At 68.5% G+C, this 13,551-nt stretch carries 15 protein-coding genes; 8 read left to right on the forward strand and 7 right to left on the reverse strand.

Features of this window, described 5'->3' with window-relative positions; genetic code table 11:
* Positions 1–144 precede the first annotated feature (144 nt).
* Positions 145–1,290, reverse strand: a complete 1,146-nt coding sequence (locus ACFUUZ_RS19375; protein WP_378698019.1) for an acyl-CoA dehydrogenase family protein — start codon at positions 1,288–1,290, stop codon at positions 145–147.
* Between the two features lie 151 nt (positions 1,291–1,441).
* Here ACFUUZ_RS19375 and ACFUUZ_RS19380 point away from each other — a divergent pair, with 151 nt between their 5' ends.
* Positions 1,442–2,872: an SDR family NAD(P)-dependent oxidoreductase gene (locus tag ACFUUZ_RS19380; RefSeq protein ID WP_378698140.1), complete on the forward strand. Its 1,431-nt coding sequence runs from the start codon at positions 1,442–1,444 to the stop codon at positions 2,870–2,872.
* Between the two features lie 337 nt (positions 2,873–3,209).
* Here ACFUUZ_RS19380 and ACFUUZ_RS19385 read toward each other — a convergent pair whose 3' ends face one another.
* A complete protein-coding gene (locus ACFUUZ_RS19385) occupies positions 3,210–3,371 on the reverse strand; it encodes a hypothetical protein (RefSeq protein ID WP_378698021.1) in 162 nt (53 codons plus the stop codon).
* 125 nt (positions 3,372–3,496) lie between these two features.
* Between ACFUUZ_RS19385 and ACFUUZ_RS19390 the strand changes: the two genes are divergently transcribed.
* The gene (locus ACFUUZ_RS19390) at positions 3,497–3,943 is read left to right on the forward strand and encodes an NUDIX domain-containing protein (protein WP_378698023.1); all 447 of its coding nucleotides are present in this window, start codon (positions 3,497–3,499) and stop codon (positions 3,941–3,943) included.
* A gap of 50 nt (positions 3,944–3,993) precedes the next feature.
* On the opposite strand, the gene ACFUUZ_RS19395 is transcribed toward ACFUUZ_RS19390, so the two are convergent.
* The 3 genes from ACFUUZ_RS19395 to ACFUUZ_RS19405 form a co-directional block, all read right to left on the reverse strand.
* Positions 3,994–4,647: a hypothetical protein gene (locus ACFUUZ_RS19395; protein WP_378698025.1), complete on the reverse strand. Its 654-nt coding sequence runs from the start codon at positions 4,645–4,647 to the stop codon at positions 3,994–3,996.
* 153 nt (positions 4,648–4,800) lie between these two features.
* On the reverse strand, positions 4,801–5,787 hold the full coding sequence (locus tag ACFUUZ_RS19400) for a radical SAM protein (protein WP_378698027.1): 987 nt from the start codon (positions 5,785–5,787) through the stop codon (positions 4,801–4,803).
* A complete protein-coding gene (locus tag ACFUUZ_RS19405) occupies positions 5,784–6,467 on the reverse strand; it encodes a hypothetical protein (RefSeq protein WP_378698029.1) in 684 nt (227 codons plus the stop codon). The genes ACFUUZ_RS19400 and ACFUUZ_RS19405 overlap by 4 nt, the downstream gene beginning before the upstream one ends.
* 218 nt (positions 6,468–6,685) lie before the next feature.
* Here ACFUUZ_RS19405 and ACFUUZ_RS19410 point away from each other — a divergent pair, with 218 nt between their 5' ends.
* From ACFUUZ_RS19410 to ACFUUZ_RS19420, 3 genes are read left to right on the forward strand one after another with little or no spacing between them, the layout of a single operon-like run.
* On the forward strand, positions 6,686–7,417 hold the full coding sequence (locus ACFUUZ_RS19410; protein WP_378698031.1) for a helix-turn-helix domain-containing protein: 732 nt from the start codon (positions 6,686–6,688) through the stop codon (positions 7,415–7,417).
* Positions 7,360–8,031 carry a hypothetical protein gene (locus ACFUUZ_RS19415; RefSeq protein WP_378698033.1) on the forward strand — a complete coding sequence of 224 codons (672 nt, stop codon included), beginning with the start codon at positions 7,360–7,362 and terminating at the stop codon, positions 8,029–8,031. Before ACFUUZ_RS19410 ends, ACFUUZ_RS19415 begins: the two co-directional genes overlap by 58 nt.
* Positions 8,028–8,912 (forward strand): phosphotransferase enzyme family protein, encoded by an 885-nt coding sequence (locus tag ACFUUZ_RS19420; protein ID WP_378698035.1) that lies wholly within the window; start codon positions 8,028–8,030, stop codon positions 8,910–8,912. Before ACFUUZ_RS19415 ends, ACFUUZ_RS19420 begins: the two co-directional genes overlap by 4 nt.
* A gap of 25 nt (positions 8,913–8,937) precedes the next feature.
* Here the strand turns inward: ACFUUZ_RS19420 and ACFUUZ_RS19425 are convergent, their stop codons facing one another.
* Both ACFUUZ_RS19425 and ACFUUZ_RS19430 read right to left on the reverse strand, forming a co-directional pair.
* The gene (locus tag ACFUUZ_RS19425; protein WP_378698142.1) at positions 8,938–10,500 is read right to left on the reverse strand and encodes an alkyl/aryl-sulfatase; all 1,563 of its coding nucleotides are present in this window, start codon (positions 10,498–10,500) and stop codon (positions 8,938–8,940) included.
* 281 nt (positions 10,501–10,781) lie between these two features.
* A complete protein-coding gene (locus tag ACFUUZ_RS19430; RefSeq protein WP_378698037.1) occupies positions 10,782–11,156 on the reverse strand; it encodes an SHOCT domain-containing protein in 375 nt (124 codons plus the stop codon).
* Between the two features lie 150 nt (positions 11,157–11,306).
* Between ACFUUZ_RS19430 and ACFUUZ_RS19435 the strand changes: the two genes are divergently transcribed.
* The 3 genes from ACFUUZ_RS19435 to ACFUUZ_RS19445 all read left to right on the forward strand — a co-directional run bounded on the left by ACFUUZ_RS19435 (position 11,307) and on the right by ACFUUZ_RS19445 (position 13,513).
* Positions 11,307–12,263, forward strand: coding sequence for a DUF389 domain-containing protein (locus tag ACFUUZ_RS19435; protein WP_378698039.1), 957 nt, complete (start codon positions 11,307–11,309; stop codon positions 12,261–12,263).
* 51 nt (positions 12,264–12,314) lie between these two features.
* A complete protein-coding gene (locus ACFUUZ_RS19440; protein WP_378698041.1) occupies positions 12,315–12,686 on the forward strand; it encodes a DUF2784 domain-containing protein in 372 nt (123 codons plus the stop codon).
* Positions 12,687–12,775: 89 nt separating this feature from the next.
* Entirely contained in the window at positions 12,776–13,513 is a 738-nt protein-coding gene (locus ACFUUZ_RS19445; protein WP_378698043.1) for a sulfite exporter TauE/SafE family protein, read from the forward strand.
* Positions 13,514–13,551 lie beyond the last annotated feature (38 nt).

Here is a 13,551-nt window from a genome sequence, read left to right on the forward strand (position 1 = left end):
ACCCCGGCGCGCTGCGCCTGCTGGGGGGTGGAGCCGGCCGCGTCCGGCCGCACCCCGAACTTGTCGATCGCGCACGCCTGGATCTGCGCGCGCCGCTCGCCCGGCTCGCGCCGGCGGCGGCGCGGCGCCTCCTCGGTGCCGGTCTCAGAGCGAGCGGGCAACGAGATCCTTCATCACCTCGTTGCTGCCCGCGAGGATGCGCAGCACGCGGGCGCCGGTGTAGAGCTGGGAAATCGGATACTCCGTCATGTAGCCGTAGCCGCCGAACAATTGCAGGCAGCGGTCGACCACGATACCGAGCTGATCGGTGAGCCAGTACTTCGACATGGCAGCGGTCGGGATATCGAGTTCCCCGGCCAGGTGCTTGGCGATGCAGTCGTCCAGGAAGATCCGGCTCACCTTCGCCAGCGTCGCGCACTCGGCGAGCTCGAACTTGGTGTTCTGCAGCGCGAAGAGCGGCTTGCCGAAGGCTTCGCGGCCCTTGGTGTACTCGACGGTGAGCTGCACCGCCTGCTCCATCATGGCGACCGCGATGATCGCGGTGACCAGCCGCTCCTGCGCCAGCAGCTGCATCATCTGGTAGAAGCCCTGGCCCTCGGCCTCGCCGAGCAGGTTGGCGGCGGGCACCCGCAGGCCGTCGAAGAAGAGCTCCGCGGTGTCCTGCGACTTGCCGCCCATCTTGTCCAGGATGCGGCCCCGCTTGAAGCCGGGGGTGTCGTCGCTCACCTCGGCGAAGATCAGCGAGACGCCGGCCGCGCCCTTGGTGGGGTCGGTCTTGGCGGCGATGATGATGCCGTCGCAGAGCCAGCCGTTGGTGATGAAGATCTTCGAGCCGGTGATCACGTACTCGTCGCCCTCGCGCACCGCGCGGGTCTTGATGTTCTGCAGGTCGGAGCCGGTGCCCGGCTCGGTCATGCCGATGGAGAGCACCATCTCGCCGCTGGCGGCCTTCGGCAGCACCCGCTGCTTGAGCTCCTCGGAGCCGAAGTGGTGCAGGTAGGGGGCGATGATCGAGGTGTGCACCGGCATGCCGAGCGAGCCGTCGCCCGCCCGCGTCTGCTCCTCGATGAGCGCCGCTTCGTGCGCGAAGGTGCCCCCGCCGCCGCCGTACTCGGTGGGGATGCCGGTGCAGAGCAGCCCCAGCTCACCGGCGCGGTTGTACAGCGCGCGGTCCGGGTGGCCCTGCTTCACGAACTTCTCCGTGTGCGGCACGACCTCCTTCTCGAAGAACGTCCGGGCCAGCTCCCGGACCGCCTCGACCTCGTCGTCACTCCACACGGCGCGTGCCATCTCTTCTCCTCGCTCGGGGTGGTTGCCCACCAGATTCCAGCACTATTGGCGCTCTGTCAACAAGGGGCGTGGGGTGGGCAGGGCCACGTCGCGGCGTTTGGGAGAATGGGCAGGTCGTTGTCCCGCTCGAAGAAAGACGCCGCCCGCCGCGATGGCCGAAACCACGATCGATCCCACCGACCTCGCGACCTGTCTCCGCGTTCTGGAACAGGCCGGTCGGCTGGACAAGAACCACCCGGACTCGCTGGTCGTGCAGCGGGCCGTCGGTCACATGTTCAAGAAGCTCAAGCAGGCGCGGCGGGACGCTGTTCGCGAAGCCGTCGCCTCCGCCGACAAGGCCGTCGTCGCCGCCACCGCGACCGGGTCGCCGAATCGGATCGATGACGAGACCGCGGGGATTCGGCTGACCTCCACCGCCGCCGGGGCCAGCGCGGGCACCCTGCTGCGGCCGCGGCCCTGCTACATCTGCAAGCAGCGGTACACGCGGGTGGACGCCTTCTACCACCAGCTCTGCCCGGAGTGCGCTGCTCGCAGCCATGCCAAGCGGGACGCGGGGACCGATCTGAGCGGGCGGCGGGCGCTGCTCACCGGCGGGCGCGCCAAGATCGGGATGTACATCGCGCTGCGGCTGCTGCGCGACGGTGCGCACACGACCATCACCACGCGGTTTCCGAACGATGCCGTGCGGCGGTTCAGCGCCATGGAGGACAGTGCGGACTGGCTGCACCGGCTGCGGATCGTCGGGATCGATCTGCGTGATCCGGGGCAGGTAATCGCGCTGGCCGATGATGTGGCGGCGCAGGGACCGCTCGACATTCTGATCAACAACGCCGCGCAGACCGTGCGGCGCACCACCGGCGCCTACAGCGCGCTGGTCGAGGCCGAAGCGGCGCCGCTGCCCTCCGGGCCGCGCCCCGATGTGATGACGCTGAGTTCCGGCGTGCAGCAGCACCCGACCGCGCTCACCGCCGCGCTCGCGCCCGAATTGACCGCCGCTGATGTCGCCGAGCTCGCGCTGGTGGCGGGGTCGGCTACGCCCGAGCGGATCGCGCGGGGAGTTGCCATTGACGCAGGTGGGCTGGTTCCCGACATCACGCACACCAACAGCTGGGTGCAGACGGTCGCCGAAGTGGAGACCACCGAACTGCTCGAGGTCCAGCTCTGCAATTCGGTCGCGCCGTTCATTTTGGTTTCCCGGCTGCGCCCGGCCATGGCAGCGGCCGCTGCGCGGCGGAAGTACGTGGTGAACGTGTCGGCCATGGAGGGCCAGTTCAGCCGCGGGTACAAGGGGCCGGGGCATCCGCATACGAATATGGCGAAAGCGGCGCTGAACATGCTGACGCGCACCAGCGCTCGGGAGATGTTCGAGACCGACCGGATTCTGATGACCGCGGTCGATACCGGGTGGATTACCGACGAAAGGCCGCATCACACCAAGATCCGGCTCGCCGAGGAGGGGTTTCACGCGCCGCTCGACCTGGTCGATGGGGCTGCCCGGGTCTACGACCCGATCGTGCGTGGAGAATCGGGGGACGATCTCTTCGGCTGCTTCCTCAAGGACTACGAACCGTCTCCCTGGTGAAGCGAAAATTCCGCCCGAATTACAGATTGGTTCTCGACTCCCGGACACGGGGTACCGGAACATAGCCGTATTGCGGTTCGAAACTCGGCGGACCACGACCAGGCTCGCTGCCCTGATCAGGGCTCGAGGAAAAGCCTCTCGTTCGGCAGACGATCGGTATGGGGAGCGCCGCAGTCACTCACCCGGACAGTGTCGGCGAGGCGGTGATGTTGCAGGTCGCAGATGAACACCAGTGCCGCTGTGAGGCAGGCGACGAATCGAAACTCGAAGCCACCGATAGTGAGTACCAACCACACATCCGGCTCGTCGGGTCGAGCAGTGGACTCCTGACGCGCATTCACCAAGCGAATGCGGAGGTGGTGTCGGTCAGCTCCGGCCACGCTTCGCGCATCGCCGCCGCCGTGTGTAGCAGCAATTCCTCGGAAGCCTTCTCGATGGGTGACCACGGCGGTGGGTAGCAGTGCTTGGTCGCGTCAGGGCGGCAGGGCAGATTCTTCATGTGTCTCCCAATCAGGGGTGGTTCCGGTGGTATGCGCCGGACGCATACGAGGGCGATGGCAGCAGGCTTACGGTGTGCTCGCGTCGCCCACGCTGGGCGCGGATACGACGGATAGGGGCTGAACGATGGCGGTGGCCGGTGTGGAGCGGCACAAGGTGATCGGGGACGTGCATCTTCTGCTCACCGACGATGAGGGGCGCGTGCTGTTCGGTCGGCGCGCGAACACCGGGTACGAGGACGAGGCGTATCACGTACCGTCCGGCCATCTGGAGACCGGTGAGTCAGTGGTGGATGCCCTGGCACGGGAGGCGGAAGAGGAGATCGGAGTGACGGTGGATACGTCGGTCGCCGAGTTCGCTCACGTTATGCACAATTCGTCCTCGGGTGGACGGGTGGCGTTCTTCTTCCGTGTGCGGTTGGTTGAGCAGCAGCCGTTCAACCGGGAGCCGAACAAGTGCGACGAGTTGGCGTGGTTCGCGCTCGACGCGTTGCCTGAGCGGATGATCCCGTACTGCCGGGAAGCGTTGCAGCACATCGCTGCCGAGCGCCACTTCTCGGTCTACGGCTGGTAGCAGCCCCAAAGGGCGCCGCCGCTGTTGACGGCGCCCGCAGATCGTCTCGCTCAGATGATCTTCCACTCCGTGAGGAAGTCGATCAGCTCGCGGAACCGGTCGCCGGACATGCGCTTGGCGCGGGCGATCTCGGGCGTCTCCTTGGCCGAGCCGTACTGCCACCAGGCCTGTCCGGTCCTGTTGTCCATGACCAGGAATCGATCGGTCATGGCTGGCCCGCGCACGACGAGCGAAACGGTTCCGGGTTCGGCGACGACAGCGTGGATGGCGCTGTGGTGCAGGGTGTAGCTCAGTCCGGGCTGTTCCTGGCGGACCATCACGGCGTCGAGGCCGGCCGGGTCGAGCCCATCGTGCAGATCGGCGGGCCGGTAGATGCGGTGGCGGTATTCGCCGCGCAGAATGTGGCTGGAGTAGGTCCAGCGGTGGTTGTGCGGGCGGTCGTGGTAGCCGGGGCCGAAGATGTGGAGCCGGACGCGGATACCGGTGTCGGGGTCGTCGAAGAGGACGAGTTTGTCGAGGATGTCGTAGTGCTCGCAGAGCGCCATCAGGCGCGGGGTCTCGCGGATCGCGGTCAGTCCGCGTCGGACGAGGTAGGTGCCGGTGGTGAAGTGGGCGAAGATCTTGCGGGTGGCGGCGTCGACGGCTTCGATGTCGTCCCAGTCGAGGTGGCGCAGCGAGTCGAGCAGGTTTTCGTAAGTGATCACGGGGTCTCCTATTCGGGTTTGGCGCTGGACTTCCAGAGGCGGCAGACGGGGACGATGTCGGGGTACTGCGAGCAGGAGCTGGCGCCCATGACGATTTCCTCGGCGGGGCAGCCGCCGAAGCAGGCCGAGGATGTGCAACCACCGCACGCGCTGTCAACCAAGGGAAGGGTGAACAGGTCGAACTCGTTGGTTCCGGTTTCGCGGTTGAGGACGACCTGGTTGCCGTTCATGCGGGCGAAGTAGCTGTCGGTAGGAGCAGACGTAGGCGCGGCCGTCGGGGAAGATGCTGATTCGGTCGAGGGTGCGGCCGATACAGCCCTGGTAGCCCTCGGCGGCGTAGCGGTCCATGCCGTCGCGGTGAGCGTAGGTCGGCTGGAACCACACCCGGGTTCGGTGTTCAGGGGCGACGGTCTCGAGGCGGTTGCAGAAGCTGACCCACTCCGGTGGGGTCATCGCCATGTCGGGATTGCCGTGGCCGGTGCCGATGGTGCTGAAGACGTGGAACTTGACCAGCGAGGCCCCGATCTCGTCGGCGATGGTGAGCAAGTTCAGCACGTCGGCTTCGTTGGCCTTGTTGACCGTGCAGATGATGCGGGTGTCGAAACCGCGGGCGCAGAGCTCGGCGGTGGTGTCCATCGCGATGTCGAAGGTGCCAGGCCCGCGCACGGCGTCGTGTGTGACTGGGCTTCCCCCGTCGAGGCTGACCTGGACGTAGGCGAAGTCCGGTGGTTCGAGTTTCGCGAACTTCTTGCGGGCGGGCTGCTGGGCGTTGGTCGTGGTGATGACGTGGCCGTAGCCGATCCCGGCCGCAGCCTTGATGGAGTCGACGTAGAAGGGGTGCAGGGTGGGTTCGCCGCCCAGGACGGTCAGCTTGTCCCCGCCCATCCTGCGCCACACGGTGAGGGTGTCGATGATCTGCTGGGGAGTCATCTTGAGTGCCCGGTCGAGGCGTTCGCCCATGTAGCAGTGCTCGCAGCGCAGCTGGCAGGCCTCGGTGATGTAGAGGTAGACGTTGCGGAACCGGCCGTAAGCGACGCGGTCGACGCGGTCGGGTTGGGGTAGTGAGGCGCCCCGCGGCATGCGTGCGTGGCCGTAGCTGTCGGGTTTCGTGGTCGGGGTGGGCAGCGGCACAGTGGTCATGCGATGTGGCTCCTGCTGATCAGCATCGGCTCGACGCACGCAGCCAGAACGGTGGGCTCCTGATCAGCACCGACGGTGGTTACGAGGTGTCCGGTGCGGTTGAATGCCTTGCGGATCGCGGCGGTGGCGTCGCGGTGTCGGCGGCTGCGGGCAGCGAACAGCGACGGTGCGTCGCTGCGCCGGGGATGCAGCAGCCCACCGCAGCGCGCGCAGGTCCACGGTCGCGAGGCGACTGGGTCCGCGGGCATGCGAGGGTCCGCGATCGGGTCCTGTTCGCAGTGGTGGCAGACGCGCCGCCGCCTGGCCCGGCGGGTCCGCGCCCGTTCGGCGAGTTCCAGCTCGACCGGCTCGAGCGCACATTCCGGCGCGATGTCAGCGAGGACGGTGACCAGCATCCATACCTGCTCCGGGGTGCCCGGGAAGTTGTCGAGCAGGACGGTGTCGACCAGATCGTTGTCCGCGGCGCGTTCGAGGAAACCGCGCAGCGCCGGTTCGACGATGCTGTCGCGGAGCCAGCCGAGCCGGTCGGCAGCGGATGTCGTGGCCGCGAGATCTGCGATCGGCACATGCTCGCGCAGGCGGAAGATGCGGCGCCGCGGATCGGCTCCGAGGCGCAGGGTGAGGGTGGTCTTGCCGACGGCCGGCGGCCCGAGGACCGGCACAACTATCGCTAAAGTCATTTCGCCCCTTCTACATTCGTTACCTGGACACCGATGACCATCGGCGCTCGAGGGGGCTATCGGAGAACAGCGGAATGCATCCGAGCTATGCGCGAGACACATACCGGGTGCTTCCCGCGGTGCTAGCGTCGAATGAATCTGAGGGGGCTCACGTCGTTGGAGCGGGGGAGATGACGCGGATGAGCGGGGATCGGTGTTGCGTCGAGTGCGGTGGCCGGTTGAGCCGCTACAACTCGGCGCAGTGGTGCGCGGCCTGCGCACCGGTAACCGTCGATGAACCCGTGGACATGCCCGCGCAGTTCTGGTGGAGCGAACATATGCTCGCCGCGCTGTCGACCTGGCACCTGGGCCGCGTCATCTACGCCTACCGAACCCACCCGTTCCACGGTCCGCAGCCGCTGTCGCAGAAGCGGGTCGCGACCTGGCTCGATGTCACCCAAGCTCAGCTCAGCCGGATCGAAACCGGCCCCGCCCCCGAGATCATGACCAAGCTGATGCGCTGGGCACAGATCCTGCGCATTCCCGCCGAACTGCTGTGGTTCAAGCTGCCGAGCACGTCTACCCTCGGCGAAGTGAACCGCAACGATTTCCTGCGGACCGCCACCGCTGTCACCGCCACGGCAGCCGCATCGCCACACGGCCTGCTGCAACTCCTCAACGACACCACCCCCGTCGATCTGCCCACTCGCGTCGGAAGCGCTGAGATCGAGCAGCTGCGCGCCGCCTCGGCATTGTTCGCGAGTTGGGATGCCCGCTACGGCGGCGGGCTGGTGCGCGAAGTGGTCGCGACCCAGCTCCGCGTCGCGGTGTCCTACCTCCGCGCCGGGTGCGCACCGAAGTACCGCAATGACCTCTCGCCGCCGTCGGGTCCCTTGCGCATACCGCAGGATTCATGGCCTTCGACGCTTGCGTGCACCGCGACGCCACCGACATGTTCGCGTTGGCAATGAAATGCGCGGAGGAGGCCGACGCGTGGCAGCTCCGCGCGAAGGTCCTCTCCTCCTCCGCTCGTCAAGCGATCTGGAGCGGCAAGCCGAAAGAGGGCCTTCGCTTCGTCCAGCAGGCGTTTCTCTACTCCGATCGGCTCACCGCCACCGAGAGGGCAATGCTCTACACCACCGAGGCACGAGCCCAGGCCAAGATCAGCGCAGTCGAAGAGGTCATCAAGGCGGTCGGGCATGCCGATGAACAGTTCAGCCGAGCCGACCCCGCTGAGAATCCCAGCTGGATGAACTACTACGACGCTGCCCAGCATGCCGGCGACACCGGCCATGCTCTTTTCGACCTCGCGATCCACGGCCGATTCGGCGGCGAGGCCCGCCGACGGTTGCAGACCGCCGTCGAGGGGCACGCCGGTGACGCCGAGCGGTCCCGGACGATCTCGATGATCAAGCTAGCGTCGTTGACGATGGTGACGGGCGACCTCGATGAAGCTGCCGGCATCGGGTCCACCGCCGTACAACGGGCGTCATCGCTGCGGTCGATGCGTGCCGCCGAGGATGTCCACGAGTTGCGGACCTTCGCCCGCCGCACGAGGGTGGATCTCGCGGAGGGCGCCGAATGAAGCACGAGGACCTCGAAGCAGTTGCTAGAGCCGCATGCTCGGCTGTGGGATTGATTACCTCCGACCTCGAGCCGATCAAAGTCGCGGAGAACGCAATCTATCGGCTGCCGTCCTCCGCGATCGTGGTCCGTCTCGCGAACCCCGGCCAGGAAGCCGCTGCGGAACGCGAACTCCTGATCGCCGGCTGGTTGCACCGATCCGGAGTTCCGGCTGTTGAACCGGCAAATCTCGCAACTACCTTCGTCATCCAGCGCAATCACCCGGTGAGCTTCTGGAAAGAGCTACCCGAACACCGCGGGGCAACCGCGCCCGAGATCGCTCGCGCGCTGCGCGCACTGCACCGGCTCGAGCCGGCGGAGTTCTTGCCCGCGATAGACCCCTTCGTCCGGCTCGATCAGCGAATCGACGCCGCGTCCGCGACGAGTCCCGCGGACCGTCGGTGGCTTCGCGACCACCTCGCGGAGCTGCGGGAACGGTGGGCCGATCGAACAGACGGCATGCCGTGGGGGCCGATTCACGGCGACGCGTGGGAGGGCAATGTCGTCACGACCATCGACGGACCCACGTTGTTCCTCGATCTGGAACGCACCTCGATAGGCCCCCCGGAGTGGGACCTGACTTCCACCGCCATCAAACGCAGCTCATTCGGTTGGATTACCCGGAAGCAGTACGTCGGCTTCGCGGAGGCGTACGGCCGCGATGTCGAGACCTGGTCCGGCTTCCCGCTGCTCCGAGATATTCGGGAGATGCGCATGACCTGCATGGCGGTGCAGGCTGCGGGACGGGACAGCAGGCGGGCAGCCCAGGCTCAGCTGCGCGTGGACTCCCTGCGCGGCCGTCGCGGTCCGCGTCCGTGGAGCGGCTGGGAAGCAATGCCCTGAACGCGACCCGCCGGGCCGGCCGCTTTCACGGGGTGACGATGGGGAACCGGGGGTCGGGGGTGTCGAGCAGTCCGGCGAGGGTGGTGAGCAGCTGCGGGTCGCCGTCGACCTCGACTCCGTCGAGCCCGAAGCCGCCGAGCGCGGCGAGTAGCTGGGGCTTGGTGAGCGTGAGGGTGACATCGGCTTTGCCGGGCAGCGGCGTCTCGGGAGCGTCGGTGCGCTGGGTGAGGGCGCCGCGGGAGAGCGTGAGCCGGACGGTGCGGTCCAGGTCGGTGAGGCGCCAGTCCATGGTGAATTCGGTGTCGGCGGCGCGCAGCCCGTCGATGCGGACGGCCATGGCGTCGATGATCATGTCGATCGGCAGGGCGAGCATCATCTGCGGGTCGGCGGTGTCGATGTCCAGCTCGGTGATGCCCGAGCGGAGTTCGCGGGCGCCGACGAGGAAGAAGTTGCGCCAGGTGCCGTTCTCGGAGCCGTGGCCGAGCCGGTCGTAGACCTCGGCCAGTGCTTCGCGGGCGCCGTCGTGGCGGGGCTCGGCGAAGACCGCGTGGTTGAGCAGGGTCGCGGCGAAGCGGAGGTCGCCGTGCTCGGCGTACTCGCGGCCCTTGGCCACCAGCGCGTCCACCCCGCCGTAGTCGGCGGCGTAGCGGCGCGCGGTCTCGACCGGCGGGTGCTCCCACAGGTGCGCGGGGTTGCCGTCGTACCAGCCCATGTAGCGCTGGTAGATCGCCTTGACGTTGTGCGAGAGCGAGCCGTAGTAGCCGCGGTTGGCCCAGAGCCGCTCCAGGGCGGGCGGGAGGCGCAGCTCCTCGGCGATCTCCGGGCCGCTCAGGCCGCGGTTGAGCAACCGAAGGGTCTGGTCGTGCAGGTAGGCGTACATGTCGCGCTGGCCGGTGAGCCAGCCGATCCAGTTCGGCGCGCCCCAGGTGGGCCAGTGGTGCGAGGCGAAGGCGACGTCGGCCCGCTCGCCGAAGAGCGCGACGGCGTCGTCGAGGTAGCGGGCCCAGATCCGGCTGTCGCGCACCAGCGCGCCGCGCAGCGTGAGGACGTTGTGCATGTTGTGGGTGGCGTTCTCGGCCATGCACAGCGCGCGCCGCTGCGGGAACAGGAAGTTCATCTCGGCCGGGGCCTCGGTGCCCGGGGTGAGCTGGAAGACGATCTGCACCCCGTCGATCGTCTCCGTCTGGCCGGTGGCGGTGATGTCCACCGTCGGCGGGATCAGCGTGACGGTGCCGGTGGAGGTGGTCATGCCGAGCCCGCAGCCGACCTGCCCGGCCGGGCCGCGCTCGAGCCCGGTGCCGTACATGAAGACCGCGCGGCGGGTCATGGCGTTCCCGGCGTAGACGTTCTCGCTGACGGCGTGTTCCAGGAACCCGGCGGGGGCCAGCACCGGCACCTGCGCGGCGCCGTCGGGCAGCACGCCGCGGGCACCGCCGAAGTGGTCGACGTGCGAGTGGGTGTAGATCAGCCCGGTCACCGGCCGGTCGCCGCGGTGGGCGCGGTAGAGCTCGAGCGCGGCCGCGGCTGTCTCGGCGGAGATGAGCGGGTCGATGACGATCACCCCGCGCTCGCCCTCGACCAGGGTCATGTTCGACAGGTCCAGGTTGCGGACCTGGTAGATACCGTCGCACACCTCGAACAGCCCCTGCAGGTTGCAGAGCTGCCCCTGCCGCCACAGGCTCGGGTGCACGGTGTCCGGGCAGGCGCCGGTGAGGAAGTCGTAGGCGGTGCCGTCCCAGACCGGGCGGCCGTCGGCGGCGGTGATCACCGCGGGGTTCAGCGCGCCCAGGTAGCCGCGGGTGGCGTTGTCGAAATCGGTGGTGTCCTCGAAGTCCAACTGCTCGGTCACGGCTACCTCCACGATCGGTGTCAGGCCAGGGCTTTGGTCTTGAGCTGCTGGAACTCCTCGGCGCTGATGGTGCCCTCGTCGAGCAGCCGCTTGGCATCGGCGATCTGGGCGGCCGAACTGGTGCCCGCGGTCTCGCGGATGTAGGCGGTCTGGGCGTCGTGCGCCTGGCGGGCCGCCTCGGCCGAGCGCTCGGCCATGCCGCGGCCGTGCACGATCAGGTACACCAGCGAGGTCAGCAGCGGCAGGATGAACAGGAAGACCACCCACACCGCCTTCACCCAGCCGGAGTTCTCCCGATTCCGGAACAGGTCACCGATGATGAAGAACAGCAGCAGCAGATAGGCCACGAAGGCGAAGCTCACCAGAACCAGCCACAGGGCTTCCCACACCGACATCTCCGGGCTCCCTCCGACACCGCGCGGGCGGCGGTGACCGGGCCGACGCTATCCGCGGGCCGGGGCGCGGGTATCACCCGAATCGGGTGATATCGAGCGGCGGCCACCGGGTTTACGGTGTGGCCCTGCCGCCCGGAAGGACACCCTGCCATGCAGCATCTCGTGCCCGCCGGACAGCGCCGCTCGACCGAGGAGCTGCTCGACCGGCTGGATCTGTCGGTCGGCGATCGGCAGGCGAAGCGCTCGGCCTTCTGGATCATGCTCACGCTCTCCGGGGTCATCGCGGTCTCCGGGGTCGCCGGGGACTCCACCGCGACCGTGATCGGCGCGATGATCGTGGCGCCGCTGTCGGTGCCGATCCTCGGTGTCGGGCTCGGTATCGCCACCGGCAGCGGGGCGCTGATCCGGCGCAGCCTGATCCTGGTGAGCGTGGGCGCCGTGCTGGTGGTGGCGCTCGGGTTCCTCGTCGCGCAGGTGCTGCCGAATCCGGTGGACGTACTCGCCAACTCCCAGGTGCTCGGCCGCACCTCGCCCAAGCTGATGGACCTCACCGCCGCGCTGGCCACCGGACTCGTCGCCGCCGTCGCGATCACCCGCCGCGATGTCGGCGACGTGCTGCCGGGGGTGGCGATCGCGATCTCACTGGTGCCCCCGCTCGGCGTGGTCGGGGTGTGCCTCGGCTCCGACGCGCCCGGGCTCGCGCTGGGGGCGTTCGTGCTGTTCGTCTCGAACGTGCTCGCCCTGGTCGTCACCAGCACCGTGGTGCTGGTGCTGGCCGGATACGCGGAACGAACCGGAGCCCGGCGCGGGCGCGCCTACCTCGTGCTGGCCGCGGCGCTGCTCGTGGTCGCGATCCCGCTGGTGATCAACTCGCTGTCCACGCTGTGGGCGGGCCAGATCGCCGACGCGGCCGACGCGTGGCTCGACGGCATCCGCGGCGCCCAGGTCACCGATGTCACCGTGCACGGCCACACCGCCACCGTCTCCGTCCTCGGGCCCGAGCAGCTGCCCGACACCGCCGAACTGCGCCGCGCCGTCGCCGAATTGGTGCCGTGGGATCCGCAGGTGGTCATCGTGCACACGGTGGGCTCGCGGACCACGCCGTGACCCGGTAGAAATGCTCATGGCAGACGGGACGGCCGCGCGTAGGCTCGTTTCATGCTGTTTCGCCTGCTCGCCGATAGCACGATGGTCGTGCACTACGCCTTCGTGGGGTACGTGGTGGCCGGTGGATTCCTCGCGTGGCGGTGGCCGCGGACCATCTGGCTGCACATCGCGGCGGTCGCCTGGGGGTTCGGCGGGATTCTCATCGGCTACGACTGTCCGCTGACCGCACTGGAGAGCTGGGCCAGGGAGCGCGGTGGCGAGGCGCCGCTGCCGGACAGCGGATTCATCGCGCACTACCTGACCGGGGTGCTGTATCCGGAGAGCGCGTTGACGCTGGTACAGGTCGGGGTCGCGGCCCTGGTGCTGGGTTCGTGGGCGGGCTTCGTGCTGCGCAGGCGGATGCCGCCGATGGTCGCCGCGTGATGTAGTCCACAAGCGAGGACCGGGCGGTCCGGGACGCGCATCGCCCGTCGATAGGCTCCGGGCATGATCGTGCGGCCGGGGCGAACCCGGTGAGTCTGCTCACCATCGGGCTGGTGGTGGTCGCCGGGTTCTTCGCGGGGCTGATCGGCTACGTCACCGGTATCGCCTCGCTGGTCTCCTACCCCGCGCTGCTCGCCGCCGGGCTGCCTCCGGTCGCGGCCAATGTCACCAATACCGTCGCCATGGTGGCGGTCGGGGTCGGCTCGACCGCCAACTCCGGCTCGGCGCTGCAGGAGGATCGCCGCACGCTGGTGAAGTACGCGATCTGCTCGGCGATCGGCGGCGCGATCGGGGCCGGGCTGCTGCTCTTCACCCCGGCGGCCACCTTTGAGATCACCGTCCCGTTCCTGATCGCGGCGGCCTCGCTGAGCCTGCTGCTGCAACCCAAGCTGCGCGAGCTGGCCGGTGACCGGACGTTCCCGCGCGCGTACCCGGTCGGCATCGTGCTCATCGCGATCTACGGCGGCTACTTCGGCGCGGGCGCCGGGGTGATGATCCTGGCGCTGGTGCTGATCGCCACCGCCTCCGACATCTGGCGGGCGAGCATCATGAAGAGCTACCTGCTCGGGATCGCGAATCTGGTGGCCGCGCTGGGTTTCGCGCTGTTCGGGCCGGTGCACTGGGTGGCGGCGCCCGCCATGGCGATCGGCGCGTTCGCGGGCGGGTGGTGCGGCCCGGCGGTGGTGAAGGTGCTGCCCGCGCGGCCGCTGCGCTGGTTGATCGCGCTGTGCGGGTTCGGGTTGGCGATCTGGCTCATCCCCCGGTGACGATCACCGGGCACGGAGCCCCGGCGCCAGGCGGTACC

It is taken from the genome of Nocardia sp. NPDC057353, assembly GCF_042667085.1.
Lineage (GTDB): Bacteria > Actinomycetota > Actinomycetes > Mycobacteriales > Mycobacteriaceae > Nocardia.

Excerpts from the sequence above, each read along its gene's own strand:
- ACFUUZ_RS19415 (WP_378698033.1), top strand. The coding sequence starts at position 7,360 with ATGGCCTTCGACGCTTGCGTGCACCGCGACGCCACCGACATGTTCGCG.
- ACFUUZ_RS19440 (WP_378698041.1), top strand. The coding sequence starts at position 12,315 with ATGCTGTTTCGCCTGCTCGCCGATAGCACGATGGTCGTGCACTACGCC.
- ACFUUZ_RS19375 (WP_378698019.1), bottom strand. The coding sequence starts at position 1,290 with ATGGCACGCGCCGTGTGGAGTGACGACGAGGTCGAGGCGGTCCGGGAG.
- ACFUUZ_RS19405 (WP_378698029.1), bottom strand. The coding sequence starts at position 6,467 with ATGACTTTAGCGATAGTTGTGCCGGTCCTCGGGCCGCCGGCCGTCGGC.
- ACFUUZ_RS19380 (WP_378698140.1), top strand. The coding sequence starts at position 1,442 with ATGGCCGAAACCACGATCGATCCCACCGACCTCGCGACCTGTCTCCGC.
- ACFUUZ_RS19435 (WP_378698039.1), top strand. The coding sequence starts at position 11,307 with ATGCAGCATCTCGTGCCCGCCGGACAGCGCCGCTCGACCGAGGAGCTG.
- ACFUUZ_RS19430 (WP_378698037.1), bottom strand. The coding sequence starts at position 11,156 with ATGTCGGTGTGGGAAGCCCTGTGGCTGGTTCTGGTGAGCTTCGCCTTC.
- ACFUUZ_RS19420 (WP_378698035.1), top strand. The coding sequence starts at position 8,028 with ATGAAGCACGAGGACCTCGAAGCAGTTGCTAGAGCCGCATGCTCGGCT.
- ACFUUZ_RS19390 (WP_378698023.1), top strand. The coding sequence starts at position 3,497 with ATGGCGGTGGCCGGTGTGGAGCGGCACAAGGTGATCGGGGACGTGCAT.
- ACFUUZ_RS19425 (WP_378698142.1), bottom strand. The coding sequence starts at position 10,500 with ATGACCCTGGTCGAGGGCGAGCGCGGGGTGATCGTCATCGACCCGCTC.
- ACFUUZ_RS19385 (WP_378698021.1), bottom strand. The coding sequence starts at position 3,371 with ATGAAGAATCTGCCCTGCCGCCCTGACGCGACCAAGCACTGCTACCCA.
- ACFUUZ_RS19400 (WP_378698027.1), bottom strand. The coding sequence starts at position 5,787 with ATGACCACTGTGCCGCTGCCCACCCCGACCACGAAACCCGACAGCTAC.